General features: G+C 66.4%; 21 protein-coding genes. 18 read left to right on the top strand and 3 right to left on the bottom strand.

The window, feature by feature from the left end:
- Positions 1 to 119: 119 nt before the first annotated feature.
- Positions 120 to 1862 carry a M14 family metallopeptidase gene (locus J2X57_RS19490; RefSeq protein ID WP_309869563.1) on the bottom strand — a complete coding sequence of 581 codons (1743 nt, stop codon included), beginning with the start codon at positions 1860 to 1862 and terminating at the stop codon, positions 120 to 122.
- Between the two features lie 134 nt (positions 1863 to 1996).
- On the opposite strand from J2X57_RS19490, the gene J2X57_RS19485 reads away from it, so the two are divergent.
- The 5 genes from J2X57_RS19485 to J2X57_RS19465 all read left to right on the top strand — a co-directional run bounded on the left by J2X57_RS19485 (position 1997) and on the right by J2X57_RS19465 (position 5863).
- On the top strand, positions 1997 to 2512 hold the full coding sequence (locus J2X57_RS19485) for a sigma-70 family RNA polymerase sigma factor (protein ID WP_309869560.1): 516 nt from the start codon (positions 1997 to 1999) through the stop codon (positions 2510 to 2512).
- Positions 2513 to 2514: 2 nt separating this feature from the next.
- Complete coding sequence (locus tag J2X57_RS19480; protein WP_309869555.1) at positions 2515 to 3123, top strand: hypothetical protein; 609 nt, start codon at positions 2515 to 2517, stop codon at positions 3121 to 3123.
- A 90-nt stretch (positions 3124 to 3213) separates the two neighbouring features.
- Positions 3214 to 3879: a response regulator gene (locus J2X57_RS19475; RefSeq protein ID WP_036115329.1), complete on the top strand. Its 666-nt coding sequence runs from the start codon at positions 3214 to 3216 to the stop codon at positions 3877 to 3879.
- Entirely contained in the window at positions 3876 to 5270 is a 1395-nt protein-coding gene (locus J2X57_RS19470) for an ATP-binding protein (RefSeq protein WP_309869550.1), read from the top strand. Before J2X57_RS19475 ends, J2X57_RS19470 begins: the two co-directional genes overlap by 4 nt.
- 74 nt (positions 5271 to 5344) lie before the next feature.
- Entirely contained in the window at positions 5345 to 5863 is a 519-nt protein-coding gene (locus tag J2X57_RS19465; protein WP_036115320.1) for a DNA starvation/stationary phase protection protein, read from the top strand.
- Positions 5864 to 6799: 936 nt separating this feature from the next.
- On the opposite strand, the gene J2X57_RS19460 is transcribed toward J2X57_RS19465, so the two are convergent.
- Positions 6800 to 8695 (bottom strand): M61 family metallopeptidase, encoded by a 1896-nt coding sequence (locus tag J2X57_RS19460; RefSeq protein WP_036115317.1) that lies wholly within the window; start codon positions 8693 to 8695, stop codon positions 6800 to 6802.
- A gap of 139 nt (positions 8696 to 8834) precedes the next feature.
- Between J2X57_RS19460 and J2X57_RS19455 the strand changes: the two genes are divergently transcribed.
- Both J2X57_RS19455 and J2X57_RS19450 read left to right on the top strand, forming a co-directional pair.
- On the top strand, positions 8835 to 9278 hold the full coding sequence (locus tag J2X57_RS19455; protein WP_036115314.1) for a DUF4442 domain-containing protein: 444 nt from the start codon (positions 8835 to 8837) through the stop codon (positions 9276 to 9278).
- Between the two features lie 37 nt (positions 9279 to 9315).
- On the top strand, positions 9316 to 9708 hold the full coding sequence (locus J2X57_RS19450; protein WP_309869544.1) for an ester cyclase: 393 nt from the start codon (positions 9316 to 9318) through the stop codon (positions 9706 to 9708).
- Between the two features lie 30 nt (positions 9709 to 9738).
- Here the strand turns inward: J2X57_RS19450 and trxA are convergent, their stop codons facing one another.
- On the bottom strand, positions 9739 to 10614 hold the full coding sequence (gene trxA / locus J2X57_RS19445) for a thioredoxin (RefSeq protein WP_036115308.1): 876 nt from the start codon (positions 10612 to 10614) through the stop codon (positions 9739 to 9741).
- Between the two features lie 171 nt (positions 10615 to 10785).
- Between trxA and J2X57_RS19440 the strand changes: the two genes are divergently transcribed.
- From J2X57_RS19440 to J2X57_RS19390, 11 genes are all read left to right on the top strand, one after another.
- Positions 10786 to 11397 carry a paraquat-inducible protein A gene (locus tag J2X57_RS19440; protein WP_043692701.1) on the top strand — a complete coding sequence of 204 codons (612 nt, stop codon included), beginning with the start codon at positions 10786 to 10788 and terminating at the stop codon, positions 11395 to 11397.
- The gene (locus tag J2X57_RS19435) at positions 11394 to 12014 is read left to right on the top strand and encodes a paraquat-inducible protein A (protein WP_036115302.1); all 621 of its coding nucleotides are present in this window, start codon (positions 11394 to 11396) and stop codon (positions 12012 to 12014) included. Before J2X57_RS19440 ends, J2X57_RS19435 begins: the two co-directional genes overlap by 4 nt.
- Positions 12011 to 13690 carry an MlaD family protein gene (locus J2X57_RS19430; RefSeq protein ID WP_309869539.1) on the top strand — a complete coding sequence of 560 codons (1680 nt, stop codon included), beginning with the start codon at positions 12011 to 12013 and terminating at the stop codon, positions 13688 to 13690. Before J2X57_RS19435 ends, J2X57_RS19430 begins: the two co-directional genes overlap by 4 nt.
- Positions 13687 to 14277 (top strand): PqiC family protein, encoded by a 591-nt coding sequence (locus J2X57_RS19425; RefSeq protein WP_036115296.1) that lies wholly within the window; start codon positions 13687 to 13689, stop codon positions 14275 to 14277. Before J2X57_RS19430 ends, J2X57_RS19425 begins: the two co-directional genes overlap by 4 nt.
- A 513-nt stretch (positions 14278 to 14790) precedes the next feature.
- Positions 14791 to 17538 (top strand): leucine--tRNA ligase, encoded by a 2748-nt coding sequence (gene leuS, locus J2X57_RS19420; protein WP_309869536.1) that lies wholly within the window; start codon positions 14791 to 14793, stop codon positions 17536 to 17538.
- Positions 17539 to 17540: 2 nt separating this feature from the next.
- The gene (gene lptE, locus J2X57_RS19415) at positions 17541 to 18098 is read left to right on the top strand and encodes an LPS assembly lipoprotein LptE (RefSeq protein ID WP_036115282.1); all 558 of its coding nucleotides are present in this window, start codon (positions 17541 to 17543) and stop codon (positions 18096 to 18098) included.
- A 12-nt stretch (positions 18099 to 18110) separates the two neighbouring features.
- The gene (gene holA, locus J2X57_RS19410; protein WP_036115275.1) at positions 18111 to 19121 is read left to right on the top strand and encodes a DNA polymerase III subunit delta; all 1011 of its coding nucleotides are present in this window, start codon (positions 18111 to 18113) and stop codon (positions 19119 to 19121) included.
- Entirely contained in the window at positions 19118 to 19759 is a 642-nt protein-coding gene (gene nadD, locus J2X57_RS19405; RefSeq protein ID WP_043692708.1) for a nicotinate-nucleotide adenylyltransferase, read from the top strand. Before holA ends, nadD begins: the two co-directional genes overlap by 4 nt.
- 122 nt (positions 19760 to 19881) lie before the next feature.
- A complete protein-coding gene (rsfS, locus tag J2X57_RS19400; RefSeq protein ID WP_036115271.1) occupies positions 19882 to 20271 on the top strand; it encodes a ribosome silencing factor in 390 nt (129 codons plus the stop codon).
- Between the two features lie 7 nt (positions 20272 to 20278).
- A complete protein-coding gene (gene rlmH, locus J2X57_RS19395; protein WP_036115269.1) occupies positions 20279 to 20749 on the top strand; it encodes a 23S rRNA (pseudouridine(1915)-N(3))-methyltransferase RlmH in 471 nt (156 codons plus the stop codon).
- A 10-nt stretch (positions 20750 to 20759) separates the two neighbouring features.
- Positions 20760 to 21317, top strand: a complete 558-nt coding sequence (locus tag J2X57_RS19390) for a Maf family protein (RefSeq protein WP_309869528.1) — start codon at positions 20760 to 20762, stop codon at positions 21315 to 21317.
- Positions 21318 to 21369: the final 52 nt, after the last annotated feature.

Here is a 21369-nt window from a genome sequence, read left to right as displayed (position 1 = left end):
CCCGCTGGCCACCGCGCACTATAGCTTTGGCGCCCTGGCGTTTGTGTGGTGTCCTTCGCCCGCTTCCCCGCCTTAGCTTCCCTCATCACCCCCGCCCCCCCCCCCCCCCGCTCCTACAATCAATGGGCGAGCTGTTGTAGCGCGGGAGCATCCAGCCGCAACACCGGATAAGCACCCACCTTCTGAACCGTGTACCACGGGCTGCGCTCGTAGAAGAAGGTCAGCCGCGCGCGCGGGCTGGCGGCAAACGCCGCGTCGCTTTTCACCTTCGCGTCGAACTCCGCCTTCAGCGAAGGATTCTCCGCCAGCATCTTCCTCGCCAGGGCCTCGAGCACACGAGGCTCGCCGTATTCCTTCTGCTCGAAGATCCCATTGAGATACCCCCAGCGCAGCACCGAGTCCGGCGCGCGCGCATCGAGCAGGTTCAGCGCGAGCACCGCATCGACGTTATCCGCGCGGACAATCACGGTACCCGGGGGTAACTCGACGGTTTCCTTCGCTGGCGTCACCACGACGTCTTTCAACATGTGATGACCCTCGAACGGCTTATCCGCCCACTTCGGCTGCGTCAGCTCGTCGCGCGTCACGGCGACCTTCGTCGCGGCGGTCGTACGCGTATAAGGGATGCCCTGCGCATCCAGCCGCTCGATGATGTCGGTCCACTGCGGCGGAATCGCCCATGCGGCAGGGATTGGTGCCGAGACATCCGGCAGCAGATCGTTCCAGCTCTGGATGTCGTAGGTCTTGTTGGTCTTCGGGTCGTACTGGACCCAGAGGTCGCCGGAGATGTCGCTCTTTGTCTGGGTGAACGCGTAACCCTTAAGCTGGAACGGTTTCGGCGTCGGGTCCAGCTTGAACGTGACCGGCAACGAAGCACCCGGCTGCGCGGAAAGTGACGACGCCCAGCGATCCGCATCCTTCGACGCCTGCAGCAACGCGGCAGGATCGGCATTGATGACCTCGAGCATGCTACGCACGACGTCGTACGTCGCGCGCACGCGAACTTCGTATGACTTCAGCATGTGCGTTTCGATCAGCAACCCGGCGCGATTGCGGATCGCCGCGTAACCGGTCGAGAAGCGCGGACCCGAGCCGAAGTTTTCGATGCCCTTGGTGATATCGCGCCCGTCGCGGAACTCGAGGTAGGGCGAAGCCAGATGACCGAGCTTTTCATAGCGCGGCATCGTCTGACCGGCAAAGGCCTTCGCCTGCCAGGCGGCGATCGACGGTGGCAGCTTATGTGCATCCTCCGCGTACCACGTGAGGTCGTACTGATAGTCCGCGCCATCCGTCGTATGGATGTCGATGAGCAGGTCGGGCTTCCATGCGTTCCACAGTGTCAGCCACGCGCGGGTTTCCGGCGCGTCGGCCTTGACGTAGTCGCGGTTGAGATTGAGGTACTGCGACTGGCCACGGAAACCCATTTCCTCGGGACCGTTCTGGTTGATGCGGAAATACGGGCCGGAGTTCTCGTGCCCGTCCACGCTGTACACCGGGATGTAAACCAGCACGGCGTGATCGAGCAGATGGGGCAGGCGGCCCATGGTGGCGAAGTCGCGCAGCAGCATCAGCCCCGCGTCCTTGCCTTCGATCTCGCCCGGGTGGATGCCCGCCTGCAGCAGCACGATGGGCTTGCCCGCCGCGCGGGCGCGCTCGGGTGTGAGGTCGCCGTCCTTGCCGGCGACGACCACCGTCATCGGGCGGCCTTCCGGCGTGGTACCGAACGTCTCCAGACGGATCGTGTCCGGCGCGGCGCGGGCCAGCCGGCGCAGGAACGCCTGCGTCTCCGCATACGATGGCGTGGTCCGGAACGAGGATGCTTCGGCGGGCGTGGTCCAGGTGTCTTTCGCGTGGATCGTCATCGGGGTCACCGCGATCAGGGCGAGGAGAAGTCGTGCTTGAAGCGTCACGGTCAGGCCAGCCTTCGGAAAGGGAATCGGGTCATTGTGTGATTTTTTTCGCGCCACGGCGAATCATGGGGGAAAGAGGAGGCGTCATGGCGGATCAGGCGAGGCGGCGCGAGTGTGAGGCGCTGCTCCACACCCATCGGAAAATCCTGTTCAAGGTCGCGGCGGTGTATGCCCGCGGCGAGGAGGACCGGCGCGACCTCGCTCAGGAGATCGCGTTGCAGGTCTGGCGCTCGTTCGCCAGCTATGACGTCGCCCGCCCGTTTTCCACGTGGATGTATCGCGTGGCGCTCAACGTCGGACTTTCGCATGCCCGGCGCGAACGCGAGCGGCCCCAGCCGCTGGACGAAGCGCTGATCGACACCCTGGGTGGCGGTACCCCCATCGATGAGCCGGACGAGCGGCTCGCGCTGCTGGCCAGGGCCATCGAAGCACTCGCGCCACTCGACCGGGCGCTGGCCATGCTTTACCTCGACGAGCTGCCGCATGCCGAGATCGCGGCGGTGCTGGGTATCGGCGAGTCCAACGTCGGCACGCGTATCGCGCGCCTGAAGCAACGCCTGCGCCGGGATATGACCGGCCGGGCATCCACGAGAGGAAGTTGATCATGGAACTCGACGAACTGAAGGCGGGATGGGCGGAGCTCGACCGGCGGCTGGACCGGATCGAGGCGGCCGTCGTGGTGTCGGGCCGGCGCCGAGGCGTGAAGTCGGAACTGCGCGCGCTCGTGGCCTGGCAGCTGATACAGCTGATCGCGGGCCTGATGCTGGCGGTAGCGGCCGGGTCGTTCTGGGTCGATCACCGGGCGCAGCCGAGCCTTCTGGTGACCGGCGTTCTGCTGCATCTTTATGGCGTCGCCATGATCGTCGCCGCCGTCCGCACTCTCGTCCTCGTAGCCCGGGTGGACGAGGCCTTGCCCGTGCTGACGCTGCAGGCGCGGATCGCCGACCTGCGGGCGTGGCGCATCCGCGAGGGCCGCTGGTTCGGTGTGGTCGGGTGTTTCATGTGGGTCGCGATGGTGATCTGGGCGTTTGGCTTGCTGGGCGTGGATGTGGTGGCGGCGAATCCGGCCTTCGTCGGCTTGCAGCTGCTCACGGCGGTGGTGTGCCTCGGCGTCTTCATCGTGGTCTCGCGACTGGACGGAAAGCCGGAAGGTTCCGCGGTACGGCGGGCGCAGGAGCGGCTGGACGAGATCGAGCGGTTTCGTTTGGGGTGACCGGGTCGCGACCCGGGCAAGGACAACGGATCCATAAGCTGGCGCTAAGCCGGGCATAGGGATAATTTGGGCCCATACGGAGGCTCTCCCTTGCACATCATCCTCGTCGAAGACGACGCCCAGCTGGGCGATGCCATCCGCCGCGCGCTGGAACGACTGGCCTATACGATCAGTTGGTACCGCGACGGCAACGAGGCGCTGTCCGCGCTGCGCGACCACGACGCGGACCTGGTCCTGCTCGATCTGGGCCTGCCCGGGCGCGATGGCATGGACGTGCTCAGCGAGGCGCGTCGTCTGCGCGTCACCACACCGGTGATCGTCATGTCGGCGCGCGATGCCCTCGATTCGCGCATCCAGGTGCTCGATGCGGGTGCGGACGATTACCTGATCAAGCCGTTCCATCTCGATGAGCTGGCGGCGCGCATCCGTTCGCTGGCCCGTCGGGTGCGTGGCGCGGCGGTGAACAAACTCGAAGCCGGCGCTCTGAGCCTCGACCTGGGCACGTTCGATGTGGTCTGGCACGGACAGAAGGTGGAACTGACCCGGCGTGAGTTCGCGCTGTTACAGGCGCTGATGGAGCGGGCGGGCCGGATCGTCCGTCGCGAGTCGCTGGAGACCTCGCTGTATGGGCCGGACAGTGCGATGAGCACCAGCGCACTCGAGGTGCTCGTGCACTCCCTGCGCCGTAAGCTGAGCCACGAGGCGATCCAGACGGTGCGAGGCTTCGGTTACATGATTCCGCGGGAACCGCTTTGACGCCGCTGAGTCTCCGATCGCGGCTGCTGATCCTGATCGTCATCGTTCTGGCGGCCGTGCTGCTGCCGCTGGGTGTACTCAGCGCCAAGCGCACACTCGAAGAAGTGGACGAACTATCGGACGGTCGTCTCGCGCAGGCGGCCCGCACGCTGGAGGTGCTGGTTGGCCGCATCGGTGTGGATCAGTTGCGCAGCCAGCGCGATGCGCGGCTACTCGTCCCGAGCGTGTCGAATCATCCGCAGGAACTCACCGTCCAGGGGCGCACGTTCGAATCCGAAGTGGGCTTCCAGGTCTTCGATCATGACGGCCATCTGCTGCTGGGTACCGAGAATCTCGCCGGGTTGCCCAACACGCACGCCACCGATGGCGCGTTCGAGGATGTCGAGACCGGGCATCACGAGTGGCGTGTGTTCACGCTAATCATGGAAAACGAAGACATCACGATCCGTGCCGGCGAGCGCTACGACAGCCGTCACGAGATTACCCGCGCGCTGTGGATCGAGCACGGGTTGCCCACGTTGCTCGGTCTGCCGCTGCTGGCGATTCTGGTGGGCTGGGCCATCCGTCGCGGTCTGGGACCGCTGGAGGCGTTGGCCAGTGCGCTTGCCCGACGCGAGCCCGGCAGTCGCGAGCCCATTCACCTGTCCGACGCACCGACCGAACTGCAGCCGGTGCTGACGGCTCTCAACGACCAGATCAGTCGGCTCGAAAGCGCGCTGGATCGCGAACGCCGCTTCAGTGCGGACGTGGCGCACGAACTGCGTACGCCACTCGCCTCGACCATGATCAACCTCGAGGATGCGATGGCGTCCGCACAACCGGACGAGGCTACGCGCTCCGCGCTGGAGGCCGCACGCGCCTGTCTGGTCTCGCTGGCCCGGCGCACGGAGCAGCTGCTGGCGCTGGCGCGCCTGGAAGTGGGTGCCGCGTCCGGCCCGCGCAGTCGCGTGGATCTCGGCGAACTGGCCCTCGAGGTGATCGATGAACTGGCGCCCCTGGTCGGCAAGGGCAGTGTCGAGATGAGTGTCCGCGAACTGCCCGACCACCTGTTCGTCGAGGGCTACGGCGTCGCTCTGGGTGCCCTGCTGCGTAACCTGCTGGAGAATGCCTTCCGCCATGTGCCGCAGGGCGGTCATGTGGAACTGGCCATCGGTTCGGTGGACGGCATGGCGCGGATCGAGGTGGTCGACGATGGCCCCGGCATCCCGCCGGACCGCCGCGCGGCCATGTTCACCCGTTTCCAGCGGGGCGTGGACACCCACGGCGAGGGCTATGGCCTGGGCCTGTCGATCGTGCAGCGCGCCGCCGAACTCCATGGCGCGTCCATCGAACTGCTCGATCGCCATGGCGGGTCAGGCCTGCGCGTCGTTGTGACGCTCCCGGCGGCCTGACCGACAGGAGATCCGTGCAATTCTGCTAACAAACCCCGGCGCATACTCGTAGCCCCTGTCCAAGGAGCGCTCCGATGAAGAACCCGCAAGCGACCAAAAACCTTCGCAAGGCCGACCTGCGCACGCCCAACGGTCTGGGTGCCGACGCGACACGTGACATCGCCGCCGAGGTGAATGCCCTGTTGGCGGATACGTTCGCGCTGTACCTGAAGACGAAGAATTTCCACTGGCACATGTCGGGCCCGCGTTTCCGCGACCTGCACCTGCTGCTCGACGAGCAGGGCGAGCAGATCTTCGCCATGACCGACGATCTGGCGGAGCGTGTGCGCAAGCTCGGCGGCACCACGCTGCATTCGATCGGACACATCGCCCGTCTGCAACGTCTGTCCGACAACGACGCCGATTTCGTCACGCCGCAGGACATGCTGGCCGAGTTGCGTGAGGACAATCAGCGCCTCACGGGCTTCATGCGTGAGACGCATGCGCTGTGCGACGAATACAACGACGTCGCCACGGCCAGCCTGATCGAAAACTGGATCGACCAGACGGAGCGCCGCGTGTGGTTCCTCTTTGAGGCGGCGCGCGAGAGCTGAGGGCTCGGCTTTGCCATCGCATTTGGCTTTGTCGCGGCGTGCGGTGTGGTCGTTAAGAGCCGGCGGTGGTGACCCTCGAGGCCACGCCTTCGGCGACCCCTCAAGGAAGGGCCGCTACCGCGGCCGTGTATCAATGGCCTTCGGCCGGGTCGGGCTTCGCCTGGGGGTTTTCGAGTCGGCTGTCCCTGCCTCCCCGAAAACGGCCGGTCATCCCTGACCGGCCCCGCCTGCGCGGCCTTGTCCAGTCGAAGCCCTCGCCTGCGGCTACCGGCCTCGAGGGTCACCCCCGCCGTCTCTTTGGTGTACCGAGGTGGGTTGGTGGTCGAGCGGGGTGTGGCTTCTTCGCTTCGTTGGCTTTTCGCGCGCAGGGCGCGCTCCTACAGGCCGCCTGTATCCCACCATTGCGGTCGCCGTGCGGTAGGAGCGAACCCTGTTCGCGAACCCTCAGCCAGGCTAAGGCGAACGAGGCCATGCACCCCAGGCAAGCGAGCGGTCCCAACCAACGAAGCAAACCCGCGCTCGACCCCACGCAACCTCAGTCCCCCAAAGAGCCGGCGGGTGCCACCCTCGCGTCCGGTAGCCGCAGGCGAGGGCTCCGACTGGAAGAGGCCCGCAGGGGGCCGGTCAGGGATGACCGGCCGTTTTCGGGGAGGCAGGGACAGCCGACTCGAAAACCCCCAGTCGGAGCCCGACCCGGCCGAAGGCCATTGATACACGGCCGCGGTAGCGGCCTTTCCTTATGGGGTCGCCGCAGGCGTGGACGCGAGGGTGGCACCCGCCGGCTCTCCAACGCGCCACCACACGCCGCGACAAAGCCAAACGCGAAGGCGACAGCCGAGCCCTCAAAAACGCCACCAGCGGCACAAAAAAAGCCAGAGCGAATGGCGGAACATACGCCGCCATTCGCTCCGACCCTATGTCTCCCCGCGCGCCTCGTTACTTCTTGGGCGTAGCGATCGCGCCGATCAGGTCTTTGCCCTCACCACGCACGAGATGCGGATACTTCAGCCCCTCGTGGTAATCGACCTTGATCGTGGCGTAGTCGTCGGTGCTCTTGATCAGGAACTCGATCGGCGTGCTCGTACCCTTCGCCGCGGTCACGGCGTCCTTCAGGACCTGCGCCGAGTAATCCTTGCCGTTGATCGCGACCAGCTGCACGCCCGGCACGAGACCGGCCTTCGCGGCTACACCGTCCCACTGCGCGTCGGTAACCGAGCCTTTGTCGTTAACCACGATGCCGAGTGAGTATGCGAGGTTGACCGACTTACGGATCTTTTCCGCCGTCTTCGCGAACGCGGTCGGCTTGTCGTCGTAGACGAGTTTCCAGCCACCGCCCTCGATGCCGTGCTCGGGCAGGGTGTCGCCCGTGTAATCGAGGCGCTGGCGCAGGAAGCTCGCCCAGTCGAACGGCTGGATGCCGTTGAGTGTCGAGACGACGTCCTCGAACGTATAGGTTTTCGGCGTATAGCTGCCGTTGTCCATGCCGTAGAAGGCCTTCGCGAATTCGTCCAGCGTGTGCTTGCCGCCGGACAGGTCGCGCATCTTCGTATCGACGTCCAGCCAGAGCAGCTGGCCTTCCGGATAATAGTCCGAGCTGCGACGCAGATTGCCCCAGCCCGGGCTGCCGCCGCGCGAGGACAGCGGGATGCCGTCGGCCGTGTCCTGCAGCGAGCGCCACGAACGGCCCGTGCGTGCGGACATGTCGGCGGCGATGCCGGCCAGCGAGTCACGCCACTGGTCGGTGGTCCAGATGCCCGAGCGGGCGGTCAGCACGCCGGCCCAGTAGTCGGTCAGGCCTTCGTAGACCCAGAGCAGGTCGTCCTGCATGGGCTCGGCGAAGGTCGGCGTCCACAGGTCCGCCGGACGACGGAACTTGCCGTTCCACGAATGGATGTACTCGTGCGGAAGCAGGGTGCCCGCGGCCACGTTGACGTCGGCGTCGGTGAGGAAGTTGGCGAAGAGGCGATCGTCGCTGGACTGGTGGTGCTCGAGCCCGAAATGGCCCGTGTGATCCGAGGTCACCAGCAGGAAGTCGTAATGACCGTAGTGGTGCGCACCGAACAGCTTGTTGGCCTGCACGATGAGGTTACGCTGTACTTCGATCTGCTTGTCGGTGGCCTTGACGCCTGCGGCGGTATCGCCGGTGATGTCGAGGTGCACCTGCGTTTCCTGGCCCGGAGCGAGGTCGATGCGGTTGAAGTACTTGCCGCTCATGACCGGCGAGTCGACCAGGTTCTCGTAGCTCACGGTCTTGAAACTGACTGTGTTGCCGCTCTGAGACGCGGTCTCCAGCGCGGATGCGTACTTCCAGCCGGCAGGCAGGGTCACGCTCGGATCGACCTTGATCTGGCTCGCGTAGTAGCCGGCCGGATAGAACGACACTTCATTGAAGGAGAGTGGCACGTAGTTCGGCGTCGCCGGGGCGAGATAAACGAACGAAAGCTCGAGCTTGTCGGTGCCTTCGGGTACGTCGACGTGGAAGGCATACATTTCCTGCAGGTCGCGACGCCACGGGATCTTCTTGCCGTTGGCGGTGACCTGGATGCCGGCGACGTTGGACAACGGGCCCGAAGGGCCGTGCACGCCCGGGATCCACTTCGGGTAGTGCAGCACCACGTGTCCGGCGGTCACCGGGATGGTTTCCTTCACCCGGAAGATGTTCTTCGCGGCGTCGGACAGGTCGACGTTGAGCGTGAGATTGCCGGCGTAAGGTTTGTCCACGGCGGCGGGAATGGGTGGCGAAACGGCCGGGGCTGCGGATGCGGCGGCGGAGATAGCCATCGCCGACAAGACGGCGGCGGCGAGGGTGGCACGACGAAGCGGCAGGCGCATGGCTCTGGGTTCCCCTTGGCGGACGAGATCGTTGTCGCCCGATAGTCGGGGCCGCGTTCCGGAGCGACCTGTGCCAAAGGTCATACCTGTTTTAAACGGGGTACTTCGCCCACCGCTCAGCCGCGGCTAGCATGGCGCCATGAAAGCATCGACCCTGCGCCGCATCTTCAATGCCTGGCCGCCCTTCCTGTTCGCCGGCATCCGCGTGGTGAAGATGGACGACTACCGCTACGTCAGGGTGAAGCTCAGGCTTGCCTGGTACAACCGCAATTACGTGCGCACACACTTTGGCGGCAACCTGTTCTCGATGACCGATCCGTTTTGGATGATCATGGTGCTCAAGTCGCTGGGGAGCGAATACATCGTCTGGGACCAGGCCGGGGAAATCCGCTTCGTCGCGCCCGGTCGGGAAGATGTCTTCGCGGAGTTCCGCGTCGACGACGCGCTGCTCGATGAGATCCGCGAGATGACCGCCGACGGCGAGAAGCACCTGCGCTGGTTCGATACCGATATCCGCACCGCGTCGGGCGAACTGGTCGCTACTGTACGCAAGCAACTGTACGTGCGCCGCAAGCGGCGCTGAGCTACGCTCGGTCGATATTCCCATCGGCGTCGTGCTCATGAGTGAATCCGACGCGCTTCGCGACCTCTATCGCGCGTACATCGACTGCCTCAATCGGCGTGCATGGCCCGAACTCGGTCGACACGTGCATGACGACGTGCGATACAACGGCGAGTGCGTCGGCCTGCCGGGCTACCGCGCGATGCTCGAGCGCGACGTTCGCGACATCCCCGACCTGCGGTTCGACATCGCGTTCGTGATGGCGGAGCCACCGCATATCGCCTGCCGTTTGCGCTTCGACGTGACGCCCGCGGGCCGGTTCATGGGCGTCGCGGTCGATGGTCGGCGAATCGCTTTCAACGAAAACGTCTTCTATCGATTCGAGGCCGGCCGAATCGTCGAGGTCTGGTCGGTGATCGACAAGGCGGCCATCGAAGCGCAATTGGCGTGAAGCGCGCGGCGAATGCCGCGCGGGTGTCGATCAGAAGACCAGCGACGCCATCTTCCGCCGGTAGACGCTGACCAGCGCCGCGTCGTCGAGGGTGGCGAAGGCGGCGAGCAGGCGCTTCTTCGCCTGGCCGTCCTGCCAGTCGCGCTGGCGCTTGAGGATGTCGAGGAACTGGTCGAGGCCGGCGGCACTATCGCCTTCGATCAGCAGACGCACGCCGAGCAGGTCGCGGGCTTCCCAGTCGTTGTCGTTGGTCTGCACGCGCTCGCGCAGGGCCTCGAGCGGCGGGGCGCCCTCGAGCGCACGAGCCAGCTCGAGCTGGCTGCGCAGGCGGACGGCCCGGGCATCGGTGGCGAGGTTGGCGGGCAGGGCATCGAGCTCCGCCTGTGCCGGCTGCACCTGACCGGCCCGCATCAGGGCCAGCGCGAGATCGAGCTTCAGCTCCGCGCGGTCGGGCTCGGCGGCGATCGCCTGCTGCAGGCGGTTGATCGCGTCCTCGGCGGTTTCCGGCGGGGCCACGTCCGCGGCGACGTCGTCATTGGCGGCTTCCGCCGGCTGGACGCCGTGCTTGGTCAGGAATTCGCGAATCTGGCCTTCCGGCAGCGCGCCGGCGAAACCGTCGACGACCTGCCCGCCGCTGATGAGGATCACCGTGGGGATGCTGCGCACGCCGAACATGGCGGCCAGCTGCTGCTCGGCGTCCACGTCGATCTTGGCCAGGCGGAAAGCGCCGTTGAACTCGCCCGCCAGCTTTTCGAGGATCGGGCCCAGCGACTTGCAGGGGCCGCACCATTCGGCCCAGAGGTCCACGAGGATCGGCGTTTCGAGCGAGGCCTGGATGACGTCGGTCTCGAAACCGGCGGTGGTCGCGTCGAAGACGTGTTCACTGCGGGTCGGGGCACTGCTCACGGGCTAACTCCTGGGACGGTATGTCGATGCCCCCAAGATCGGGGAAGGGCGGGAGCATATCAAGGTCGCACGCGCTTTTAGGATCAGACCTAGGGCGCTCGTCATGCGCCGTTTACGCGGATTTGCGATCATACGCCGGTGGGCCAGCCGGCCCGGAACCGCCGGGTTGGCATGCGTAAGGGTCAGGACCTCATCATCTGCGAGCATTGCGACTCCGTTTACCGGAAGCGTCCGCTGGCCCGTGGACAGGTTTCCGACTGCGTCGTCTGCGGGGCCGTGCTCGATCGCCATCAGTGGCTGAGCGTGGATGGCCAGTTCGCCCTGATCGTCGCCTCCCTTATCGTTTTCGTCATCGCCAACGTGTCACCGATCGTTACCCTGGGTCTTTCGGGGATGACCGCCGCGACCACCTTATGGGGCGCGGTGATCGCCATGTGGCAGGATGGGGCGCAGATCGTCGCGGTGCTGACGGCGCTGACCCTGTTCTTCTTCCCGCTGGCCCAGATCACGATCTTCGGCTGGGTGCTGTTCTTCGCCCGCGACGGTCGGAGGGCGCCGGGGTTCTCCCGGGCCATGTCGTCGCTGGTCCGGGTCAAGCCCTGGAGCATGATCGAGGTCTTCATGCTCGGCACGCTGGTCGCCGTGGTCAAGGCACACACCTATTTCGACGTGGTCACGGGGCCGGGTATCTGGGCGTTTGGCTTCCTCACCCTGCTGATCACGGTCTTCTCCACCCACGATCCGCGCCACCTGTGGGATGTCACGAAGGACGCCAACGCATGAACGCGCCACCCCGGGCCGTGGACATGGGCATCATGTCCTGCCACGTCTGCCGACTGGTCACCGCCTATACCGACGACAAGCACGCCCATTGCCCTCGTTGCGGCAGCCCTTTGCACGGTCGTAAACACGCCAGCGTCTCCCGGTCATGGGCCCTGCTGCTGGCCGCCGCGATGTTCTACATCCCGGCCAACATCTTCCCGATCATGCGCACGCAGAGCCTGTCCTCGAAGGACGACAACACCATCCTCAGTGGCATCATCGAGCTGTGGCGGGCCGGGTCGCCGGGCCTGGCGGTCATCGTCTTCACGGCGAGCATCATCGTCCCCATGCTCAAGTTCATCATCATGGGCTACCTGCTCGTCTCGGTTCAGCGATCGAGCGACATGGTGGCCCGCCAGCGGTCGAAGCTGTATCGCTTCGTCGAGCTGATCGGGTACTGGTCGATGCTCGACGTCTTCGTCGTCGCGATCCTGTCCGCGCTGGTGCATTTCAAGATACTGAGCCGCGTCGAACCCCTGCCCGGCGTGGTGTATTTCGGCATCGTCGTCGTGCTGACGATGCTGGCGGCCATGAGTTTCGATCCCAGGTTGATCTGGGACAAAAGGAAATCGCAATGAGCGACACCCACGAGGGAAACATGCCGTCTCCCGACGAACTTCCGCAGCCGGAGGTGCGCAAGTCCAAGCTGGGCTTCTCGCTCATCTGGCTGGTGCCGATCGTGGCCGCCCTGGTCGGTATCTCGCTGCTGGTCAGCCACGCGCTGTCCGCCGGCCCGCAGATCACCGTGACCTTTCTGACCGCCGAAGGCATCGAAGCGGGCAAGACACAGGTCAAGTACAAGAACGTGGTGATCGGTAAGGTCACCACGATGCGCCTGTCGAAGGACCGCACGCATATCTCGGTCGTAATCGACCTCGAGAAGGATGCGAAGGCCTTCGCGACCAAGGGCACCCGCTACTGGGTCGTGCGTCCCCGTATCGGGGCCAGCGGCGTGTCGGGCATCGACACGCTGCTTTCCGGCGCGTTCATCGGCGCCGACGCGGGCGACTCCGAGGAAGACCAGGCCGATTTCACCGGCCTCGAAACGCCGCCCGCGGTGACCCACGGCGCGCCAGGCCGTCGCTTCGTGCTTCATTCCTCGGATCTGGGCTCGCTGGATATCGGTTCACCTGTCTATTACCGCCGCATCCAGGTCGGCCGCATCGTTTCCTATGAGCTCGACAAGGACGGTAAGGGCGTCTCCCTGCAGTTGTTCATCGACGGTCCCAACGATCGCTTCGTCAGCAAGGATGCCCGTTTCTGGAACGCCAGCGGTGTCGACGTGTCGCTGGGCGCCGACGGGCTCAAGCTCAACACGCAGTCGATCGCCACGGTGATCGCGGGCGGCGTGGCTTTCCAGTCCGCACCGGGTCCGCACGACGAGACGCCGGCCGACGAAATGGCCGAGTTCACCCTCTTCAACGACCAGCAGACCGCGCTGGCACCGCCCGACGGCAAGCCGCTCTACATCCGGATGACCTTCCAGCACTCCCTGCGTGGCCTCGCACCGGATGCGCCGGTGGAATTCCTCGGGGTGAAGGTCGGCCGCGTGGTGTCGGTCAATCTCGACTACGACCCGGTCAACAAGACCTTCCCGGTGGTCGTGGGTGCCCTGGTATACCCGCAGCGCCTCGGCAAGGCCGACGAGAAACTCCGCGCGGCGGTGGGCGGCAACGAGGAGCAGCAGATGCCGCGCATCCTGCACGGCATGGTCGACCACGGGCTGCGTGCGCAGGCACGCACCGGCAACCTGCTCACCGGCCAGCTCTATATCGCGATCGACTTCGACAAGAAGGCGCCGAAGGTCGCGTTCAACGAAAGCACCAAGCCGCTCGAAGTACCCACGATGGCGGGCGATTTCGATCACCTGCAGGAGCAGATATCCAGCATCGTCGACAAGGTCGAGAAGATCCCGTTCGACTCGATCGGCAAGAATCTCGACGGCAGCCTGCAGGAGCTGCACGGCACGCTGAAGCAGGTCAACGGCGAGCTGTTGCCCGAGGCGAAGAAGACCCTGCAGGGTGTGAACAAGACGGTCGGCACGGCCAACGACGCGCTGTCCGAAGACTCGCCGCTGCAGCAGAACATCGCCAATACGCTCGAGGAGTTGCAGCGCACGGTACGTTCCGTGGGCGCCCTCACCGACTACCTCGGCCGTCACCCGGAAGCGCTGCTGCGCGGACGCGGTGCCGATGCGCCGCCGAAGGTCATCCTCCCGTCGACTCCGAAGCAGGGCAAGGACGTACAGCCATGATCCGCACATTCCGCCTCGCCACCGCCGTCACCCTGCTGGGCACGCTAGCCGCGTGCTCTTCGGCGCCCACGCATTTCCATACGCTGATCCCGCCGTCCGCGGCGCTGGCGTCCGCCGCCGCACCGTTCGTCATCGACGTACAGGCGGTGGCCGTCCCGCCGCAGGTCGACCAGCCGGCCCTGGTGCTCCGTCAGGGTGCCAGCGGCATCGCCGTGCTCGACGGCGAACGCTGGGCGTCGCCACTGGGCGACGAAATCCGCGGTGCCCTCGCGGCCGACCTGTCGACGCGCCTCGGTACCCACGATGTCCATGGGCTGCCGCGCGCCAAGGACAGCAAGGTCGTCCGCGTGCAGTTCGATGTCCGTCGTTTCGATTCGGAGGTGGGCGGCAATGCCACCCTCGAGGCCAGCTGGTCGGTCCGCGCCGCCGATGCCGCCAGCACGTGCGCTTCCCGCGTCAGCGAGCCGGCCGGCAGCACCTACGACAGCCTGGTCGACGCCCACCAGCGCGCGCTGGCCAAGGCCGCCGACCAGGTCGCAGCGGCCGTCAGGGCCGTGGCGGCGGGGCAGGCGGGGGCTTGCCAATAAGCGGGCGGGCTCGGCTGCGCCATCGCGTTTGAAGCGTTCGCGTCGAGGCATGGGCGCCGCCGGGTGCCATTCTCGTCGCTAAGTCCTCCTCCGGCCTTCGCCTACGTGCGGAAGCGCTCCGAGAACGACACCCGGCGGCACCCTCCGACCGGTGTCGTTTCGTGTCGAAAAGCTGACGGGCGCAGGGCCCTCATGCGCTCTGGGATTGCGACGACCTCAGGCCGGAGCCGCGCTCGTCGCCGCCGGGCGAGGCACCCATCGTGCCTTGCTCGCCTCGCAACCTGCTGTAGCGCCGGAAGGGGGGCGTGGGCTGCCGTTCCTGGAGCGCTTCCGCACGAAGGCGAAGGCCGTAGGAGGACCTAGCGACAGGAATGGCAGCCCACGCCCCCCCTTGCCTCAGTCCCGACGCACCAGGCGCTTTTGCCTTGAACACCCCCCGTAAGCTAGTCTCCCGCGATTGAGCGCCGCGCTTTTTCGTGCGGCCACCTGAGCATCCGACCGGTACCGAACACCATGCAGGACACCCAAGACCAGGGCACGCGCGAGCAGGGCGGTTATACGCCGGCCGCCGTCGAGACCGCCGCCCAGCACTTCTGGAATGAAACGCGTGCCTTCGAAGTCGTCGAAGACGCCGGCAAGCCGAAGTTCTACTGCCTCTCGATGCTGCCGTACCCCTCCGGCGCGCTGCACATGGGCCATGTCCGCAATTACACGATCGGCGACGTGATCAGCCGGTTCCAGCGCCAGCAGGGCAAGAACGTGCTCCAGCCCATGGGCTGGGATGCGTTCGGTCTGCCCGCTGAAAACGCCGCGATCAAGAACAACACCGCGCCGGCGAAGTGGACGTACAAGAACATCGAGCACATGCGCGAGCAGCTCAAGCGCATGGGCTTCGCGTACGACTGGACCCGCGAGGTCACCACCTGCCGTCCGGAGTACTACCGCTGGGAACAGCAGATGTTCACCCGGCTGATGAAGAAAGGCCTGGTGTATCGCAAGAACAGCGTCGTCAACTGGGACCCGGTCGACCAGACCGTGCTTGCCAACGAGCAGGTCATCGACGGCAAGGGCTGGCGCTCGGGCGCCGTGGTCGAGAAACGCGAGATCCCGCAGTGGTTCCTGAAGATCACCGCTTACGCGCAGGAGCTGCTGGACGGCCTGGACACGCTGCCGGGCTGGCCCGACGCGGTCAAGACGATGCAGCGCAACTGGCTGGGTCGCTCCGAAGGCCTGGAAATCACCTTCGACGTCGACGGTCAGGCTGAGCCGCTGACGGTGTTCACCACGCGTCCGGATACCCTCATGGGCGTCTCGTACCTGGCGGTCGCCGCCGAGCACGCGATCGCCACGCGCGCCGCCGAGGGCAATCCCGGCCTCGCCGAATTCATCGAAAGCTGCAAGGCCGGCGGCGTGTCCGAGGCCGAGCTGGAAACACAGGAAAAGCGCGGCTACTACACGGGCATCGATGCCACGCATCCGCTCACGGGCGAGAAGGTGCCCGTGTGGGTCGCCAACTTCGTTCTGATGGGCTACGGCACCGGCGCCGTGATGGCCGTGCCCGGTCACGACGAGCGCGACTGGGAGTTCGCCCAGAAGTATTCGCTGCCGATCAAGATGGTCGTCGTGGATCGTGGCGTCGTCGACGCCGTCGCCGAGCTCAGGCGCGACCTCGCCGCCGACGGCACCGACACCGTGCAGAACGCGCTGGACGGCGGTTCGTCGGACGCTTACCAGTCCGCGGCCGCGGTCGAGACGATCAAGACCTTCGAAACCAACATCCAGACGGCCGGCGCCTATACGGATTACGGCACGCTGATCAACTCGGGCGAGTTCGACGGCCTGGAATTCAGGGAAGCGTTCGAAGCCATCTCGGCGAAGCTGGCTGCGGCGGGTCGTGGCGAGCGCCGGGTCAACTGGCGCATCCGCGACTGGGGCGTCAGCCGCCAGCGCTACTGGGGTTGCCCGATTCCGGTGATCTACTGCCCGAACTGCGACGCCGTGCCGGTCCCCGAGGATCAGTTGCCCGTGGTGCTGCCCGAGGACGTCGCGTTCTCCGGCGTGCAGTCGCCGATCAAGGCGGACCCGGAATGGCGCAAGACCACCTGCCCGAACTGCGGCGGTCCGGCCGAGCGCGAGACGGATACGTTCGATACCTTCATGGAATCCAGCTGGTATCCGGCGCGATACACCAGCCCGGGTGCCGACGCCATGGTCGACGAACGCGTCAATTACTGGATGCCGGTCGACCAGTACATCGGCGGCATCGAGCACGCGATCCTGCATCTGCTGTATTTCCGCTTCTACCACAAGCTCATGCGTGACGAGGGCCTGGTGAACAGCGACGAGCCGGCCACCAACCTGCTCTGCCAGGGCATGGTCATCGCCGAAACCTACTTCCGCAAGGCGGACGACGGTCGTCTGACCTGGTTCAACCCGGCGGACGTGGACGTGCAGCGCGACGAGCGCGCGCGCATCGTGGGCGCGATCCTGCGCACCGATGGCGAGCCCGTGGAGATCGGCGGCATCGAGAAGATGGCCAAGTCGAAGAACAACGGTGTCGATCCGCAGTCGATGGTGGAGAAGTACGGCGCCGATACGGTGCGTCTGTTCTCGATGTTCGCCGCGCCGCCGGACCAGTCGCTGGAGTGGAACGAGGCGGGCGTGGAAGGTATGGCGCGCTTCCTGCGCCGCCTGTGGCGGGACGTCTCGGCTCACGCCGAGGCCGCTGCTGGCGATCAGGGCGATAACCCGGCCGGCGAGTCGGTGCGCAAGACCGTCCGTCGTCAGCTGCACGAAACGATCCAGAAAGTCACCGACGACATCGCCCGTCGCCAGTCCTTCAACACGGCGATCGCCGCGCTGATGGAGCTGCTGAACGCCCTGAGCAAGTTCGACGATGCCAGTGTCGCCGGTCGCGCGCTTCGCCAGGAGGCCTTCACGGCCATCGTCCAGCTGATCAACCCGTTCACCCCGCATCTGTCGCATGCGCTGTGGCAGGTGCTGGGTCACGGCGAGACCCTGGTCGAGGACGCGGGCTGGCCCGCCGTCGACCCGGCCGCCCTGGTCCGCGACTCCCTGACCTACGCGGTGCAGGTCAACGGCAAACTTCGCGCTACCATCGAGGTGCCGGCTTCGGCCTCGAAGGATGAGGCCGAGACCATGGCCCGCGCCGAGCCCGCCGTGGCGCGGTTGCTGGAAGGGCAGACCGTGCGCAAGGTGATCGTCGTGCCCGGCAAGATCGTCAACATCGTCGCAGGATAATCATGAGCCCGAACCCGCTTCGCTTGCTTCGTGTCGCCGCCCTTGTCGCCATCGTGGGACCGCTCAGTGCCTGCGGTTTCCACCTGCGACAGTCCGCGGCGCTGCCGCCCGGCATGCAGAAGATCCACCTGACGGTGGCCGGTGGCGGCCGACTCGAGCGCGAACTGTCCCGCGCCCTGTCGAACGCCGACGTCACCGTAGTCGACCATGCGGCGGTCGACGCGGCCGAGCTGGCGATCACGTCGAACAACTTCCGCACGGATTCGCTCACCGTCAGCGGCACCGCGCGTGTCACGGAATACGCTGTCCGTTACCACGTCGACTTCAATGCGAAGGCGGGCGACGGCACGGTGATCATCGCGCCGCAGGGTGTCGATATGTCCCGTGAATTCAGCTATGACGCCACCAATACGATCGGCACCGCCAGCCAGACCGAAGAACTGCAGCGCAGCCTGATCGGCGACATGGTCCAGGCCATCCTGTTCCGGCTCGAAGCGGCCACCGTGCATCCGGCGGCGGCAGCCGCGGGTGCGCCGGCCGCGCCCGCATCGTCGAACTGACCGGGTAGCGACGTGCCGTTCAACCCGGCCCAGTGGCAGAAACATCTTGCAGGCGACCGGATGGCCCCGGTCTACCTGCTCGCCGGCGAAGAGCTTCTCGTCCTCGAGGCGGCCGATGCCGTGCGCGCGATGGCGCGCAGGCTGGGCTACAGCGAGCGCGAAGTGCTGGAAGCGGACAGCCGCTTCGACTGGGACGATCTGGCCCGCTCGTCCGCGGGTCTGTCCCTGTTCGCTACGCAGCGTCTGCTCGACCTGCGTCTGGCCGGCGGCCGCGCGGGCAAGGACGGCAGTGCGGCGATCAGCGAATTCGCGGGCCATCCGCCGCCGGATACGACCCTGCTCATCACGGCTACCGAGTGGAGCACCAAGCACGAGGCGGTCTGGACCAAAAACGTGGACCAGGCGGGCATCCAGGTGGTCTTCAATGCGCCCCGGCCGAACGAATGGGTGCAATGGGTGGGCCATCGTCTTGCCTCGCGCGGGGTCAAGGCCAGTCCTGACGCCGTCGCGCTGCTTGCCGAACGTGTCGAGGGGAATCTCCTCGCCGCCGCCCAGGAGATCGACAAGCTGGTCGTCCTCGCCGGCGATCAGCGTCTCGACGCCGCCGCGCTGGAAAGCCTGGTCGCGGACAGCGCTCGTTTCGATGCCTTCAAGCTCACCGATTCGGCGTTCGCGGGCGAGGGAGGGCGCGCACTGCGCATTCTCGCCGGCCTGCATGCCGAGGGCGACGAGCTGATCGCCCTTATGGGCTGGATCGTCAATCAGCTGCAGCTGGCGCTGCGTCTGGCCAATGCCCGCGATTTCGCGGCGCAGGCCAAGGTCGAGCGCCTGTGGCCCGCGCGCGAACAACTGTTCCGCAAGGCGCTGCGTCGTGCGCCGCGCGAGCACTGGATGGCCTGCCTTGCCCGTGCCGCGCGGATCGACCGCATGGCCAAGGGTCGCGAGCAGGGCAATCCCTGGCTCGAGGCCGAGCGGCTCATCGCGGCCATCGCCGAGCCGCGCGCCGCGGTGGCGTTCGCATGAGCGAGGCGCGACCGCTCGCCATTCTCGGCGGCACGTTCGACCCGATCCATAACGGTCACCTGCGTGCCGCCTGGGAGGCCGCCGAGGCCCTGGATGCCGAGGTTCGTCTCGTGCCGGCCCGCACGCCGCCGCACCGTCCGCCGCCGGTGGCCGATGCGGCCGGCCGCGTGGCGCTGTTGCGCGCGGCCCTTTCCGGTCAGGACCGGCTGCGCATCGACACCCGCGAACTCGACCGGGACGGTCCCTCGTACAGCGTGGACACCCTGGCGTCGCTGCGCGCGGAGATCGGCCCGGATCGTCCGCTGGTGTTGCTTGTCGGCGCCGACGCCTTCGCCGGTCTGGCGTCGTGGCACCTCTGGCGTGAGTTGTTCACGCTGGCGCATGTCGGGGTGCTCAACCGGCCGGGCGTCACGCATGAGCCGTCGGCCGAACTCTCGGCGTTTATCGCCGATCGCCGCGCTCCGCGGCCGCATGGGCCCGCGGGACGGGTGCTCGATATCGCCATCACGCCGCTGGATATCGCCGCGACGGCGATCCGGGAGTCGTTCGCGGGGGGGAACGAACCGCGCTTTCTGATGCCGTCGGAGTGTTTTGCCGAAGACGCGTTGCTGGCACCTTACCGTGCCCTCGGGCGCTGATCGCCCGCCAGCTGGGCCCCGCCGGCGCTGCTTTAGCTGCCAAGGCATTTGACGCGCCCCGTGCCCGGCGGAGGTATACTCCGCCCCAGCGCCGGCATTCCGCCGTACGAGGTTTTCGCATCTTGAGTTCGTCCGCATCCCGTAAGGCCAAGTCCACCGTCAGCAACGAGCACCTCCGCCAGCGCGTGGTCGCGGCCCTGGAAGACCTCAAGGCCAAGGACGTCCGCGAAATCGACGTCCGTGGCAAGACCTCCATCGCCGACATCCTGTTCATCGCGTCGGGCACCTCGGCCCGTCACGTCAAGTCGATCGCCGACGAAGTCATCAAGTTCGCCAAGGAAGCGGGCGTCATGCCGCTGGGCGTCGAAGGCCAGACCGAGGCCGAGTGGGTCCTCGTCGACCTGGGCGACATCATCGTCCACGTCATGATGCCGCGTATCCGCGAGTTCTACGGCCTCGAGCGCCTGTGGACCGTCGGCGACGACGGCTACGAAGCCTCGCACCACGCCTGAGTCGGTCGTGCGGGCCCGCCTCATCGCCGTCGGCGAGCGCATGCCGGCCTGGGTGGCGGAGGGCTTCGCCGAATACCGCAAGCGGCTCTCCCACGAGCTGCCCCTCGATCTGACCGAGATCAAACCCGGCACGCGTGGCAAGGGCCGCGATGACGTGCGTGCCACGCTCGACGAAGGCGCGGCGATCCTCGCGGCACTGCCGCGCGACATCCACGTCGTCGCACTCGATGGCCGGGGCAGGACGTGGTCCAGCGAAGACCTCGCCCGGCAGCTCGAACAATGGCGCATGGGCGGTCGCGATCTGGCCTTCCTGATCGGCGGTCCCGACGGCCACGCGCCCGATGTGCTGGCACGGGCCGACCAGCGCTGGTCGCTCGGCCCGCTGACGCTGCCGCACATGCTCGTCCGCCTCGTGCTCGCGGAGCAGCTCTACCGCGCGACCACGCTCGTGGCCGGTCACCCTTACCACCGGGCCTGAAGGAATCGCCGTGCTGTACCTGGCTTCGCAATCCCCGCGCCGTCGGGAACTTCTCGCGCAGATCGGCGAATCCCACCGCACCCTCGACGTCGATGTCGAAGAAATCCGTCAGTCCGGCGAATCGCCCGACGATTACGTCTCCCGCGTCGCGCTGGACAAGGCCCGTGCCGGTTTCGCGCGGGTGGCCGCGGAGGCGGGCGCCCGTGTCCTGGGCGCCGACACCGAAGTGGTGCTCGGTGACGACGTCTTCGGCAAGCCCCGCGATGCGGCCGACGCGGCCGACATGCTGAGGCGGCTTTCGGGTATCGAGCACCGTGTGGTGTCCGCCGTGTGGCTCGTAGAGGCTGTCGGCGAGCGTCGGGTGGTGTCGGTATCGACGGTGCGCTTCGCGGCGCTCCCGGAGGCCGATATCGCGTCCTACATCGATACGGGCGAGTGCTTCGGCAAAGCCGGCGCGTATGCCATCCAGGGACGTGCCGCCGCTTTCTTGGAACATCTTTCCGGAAGCTACACGGGCGTCATGGGCTTGCCTTTGTTCGAAACGTCCCGACTGCTTCGCGGACCGTGACAGGCGCGGGACGCGCGGGCTATAAAGCACGATGACTCAAGGAAAAGGGCGC

Source organism: Luteibacter sp. 1214 (assembly GCF_031455395.1).
GTDB lineage: Bacteria > Pseudomonadota > Gammaproteobacteria > Xanthomonadales > Rhodanobacteraceae > Luteibacter > Luteibacter mycovicinus.
This window is presented reverse-complemented; position numbering and strand designations above follow the sequence as displayed.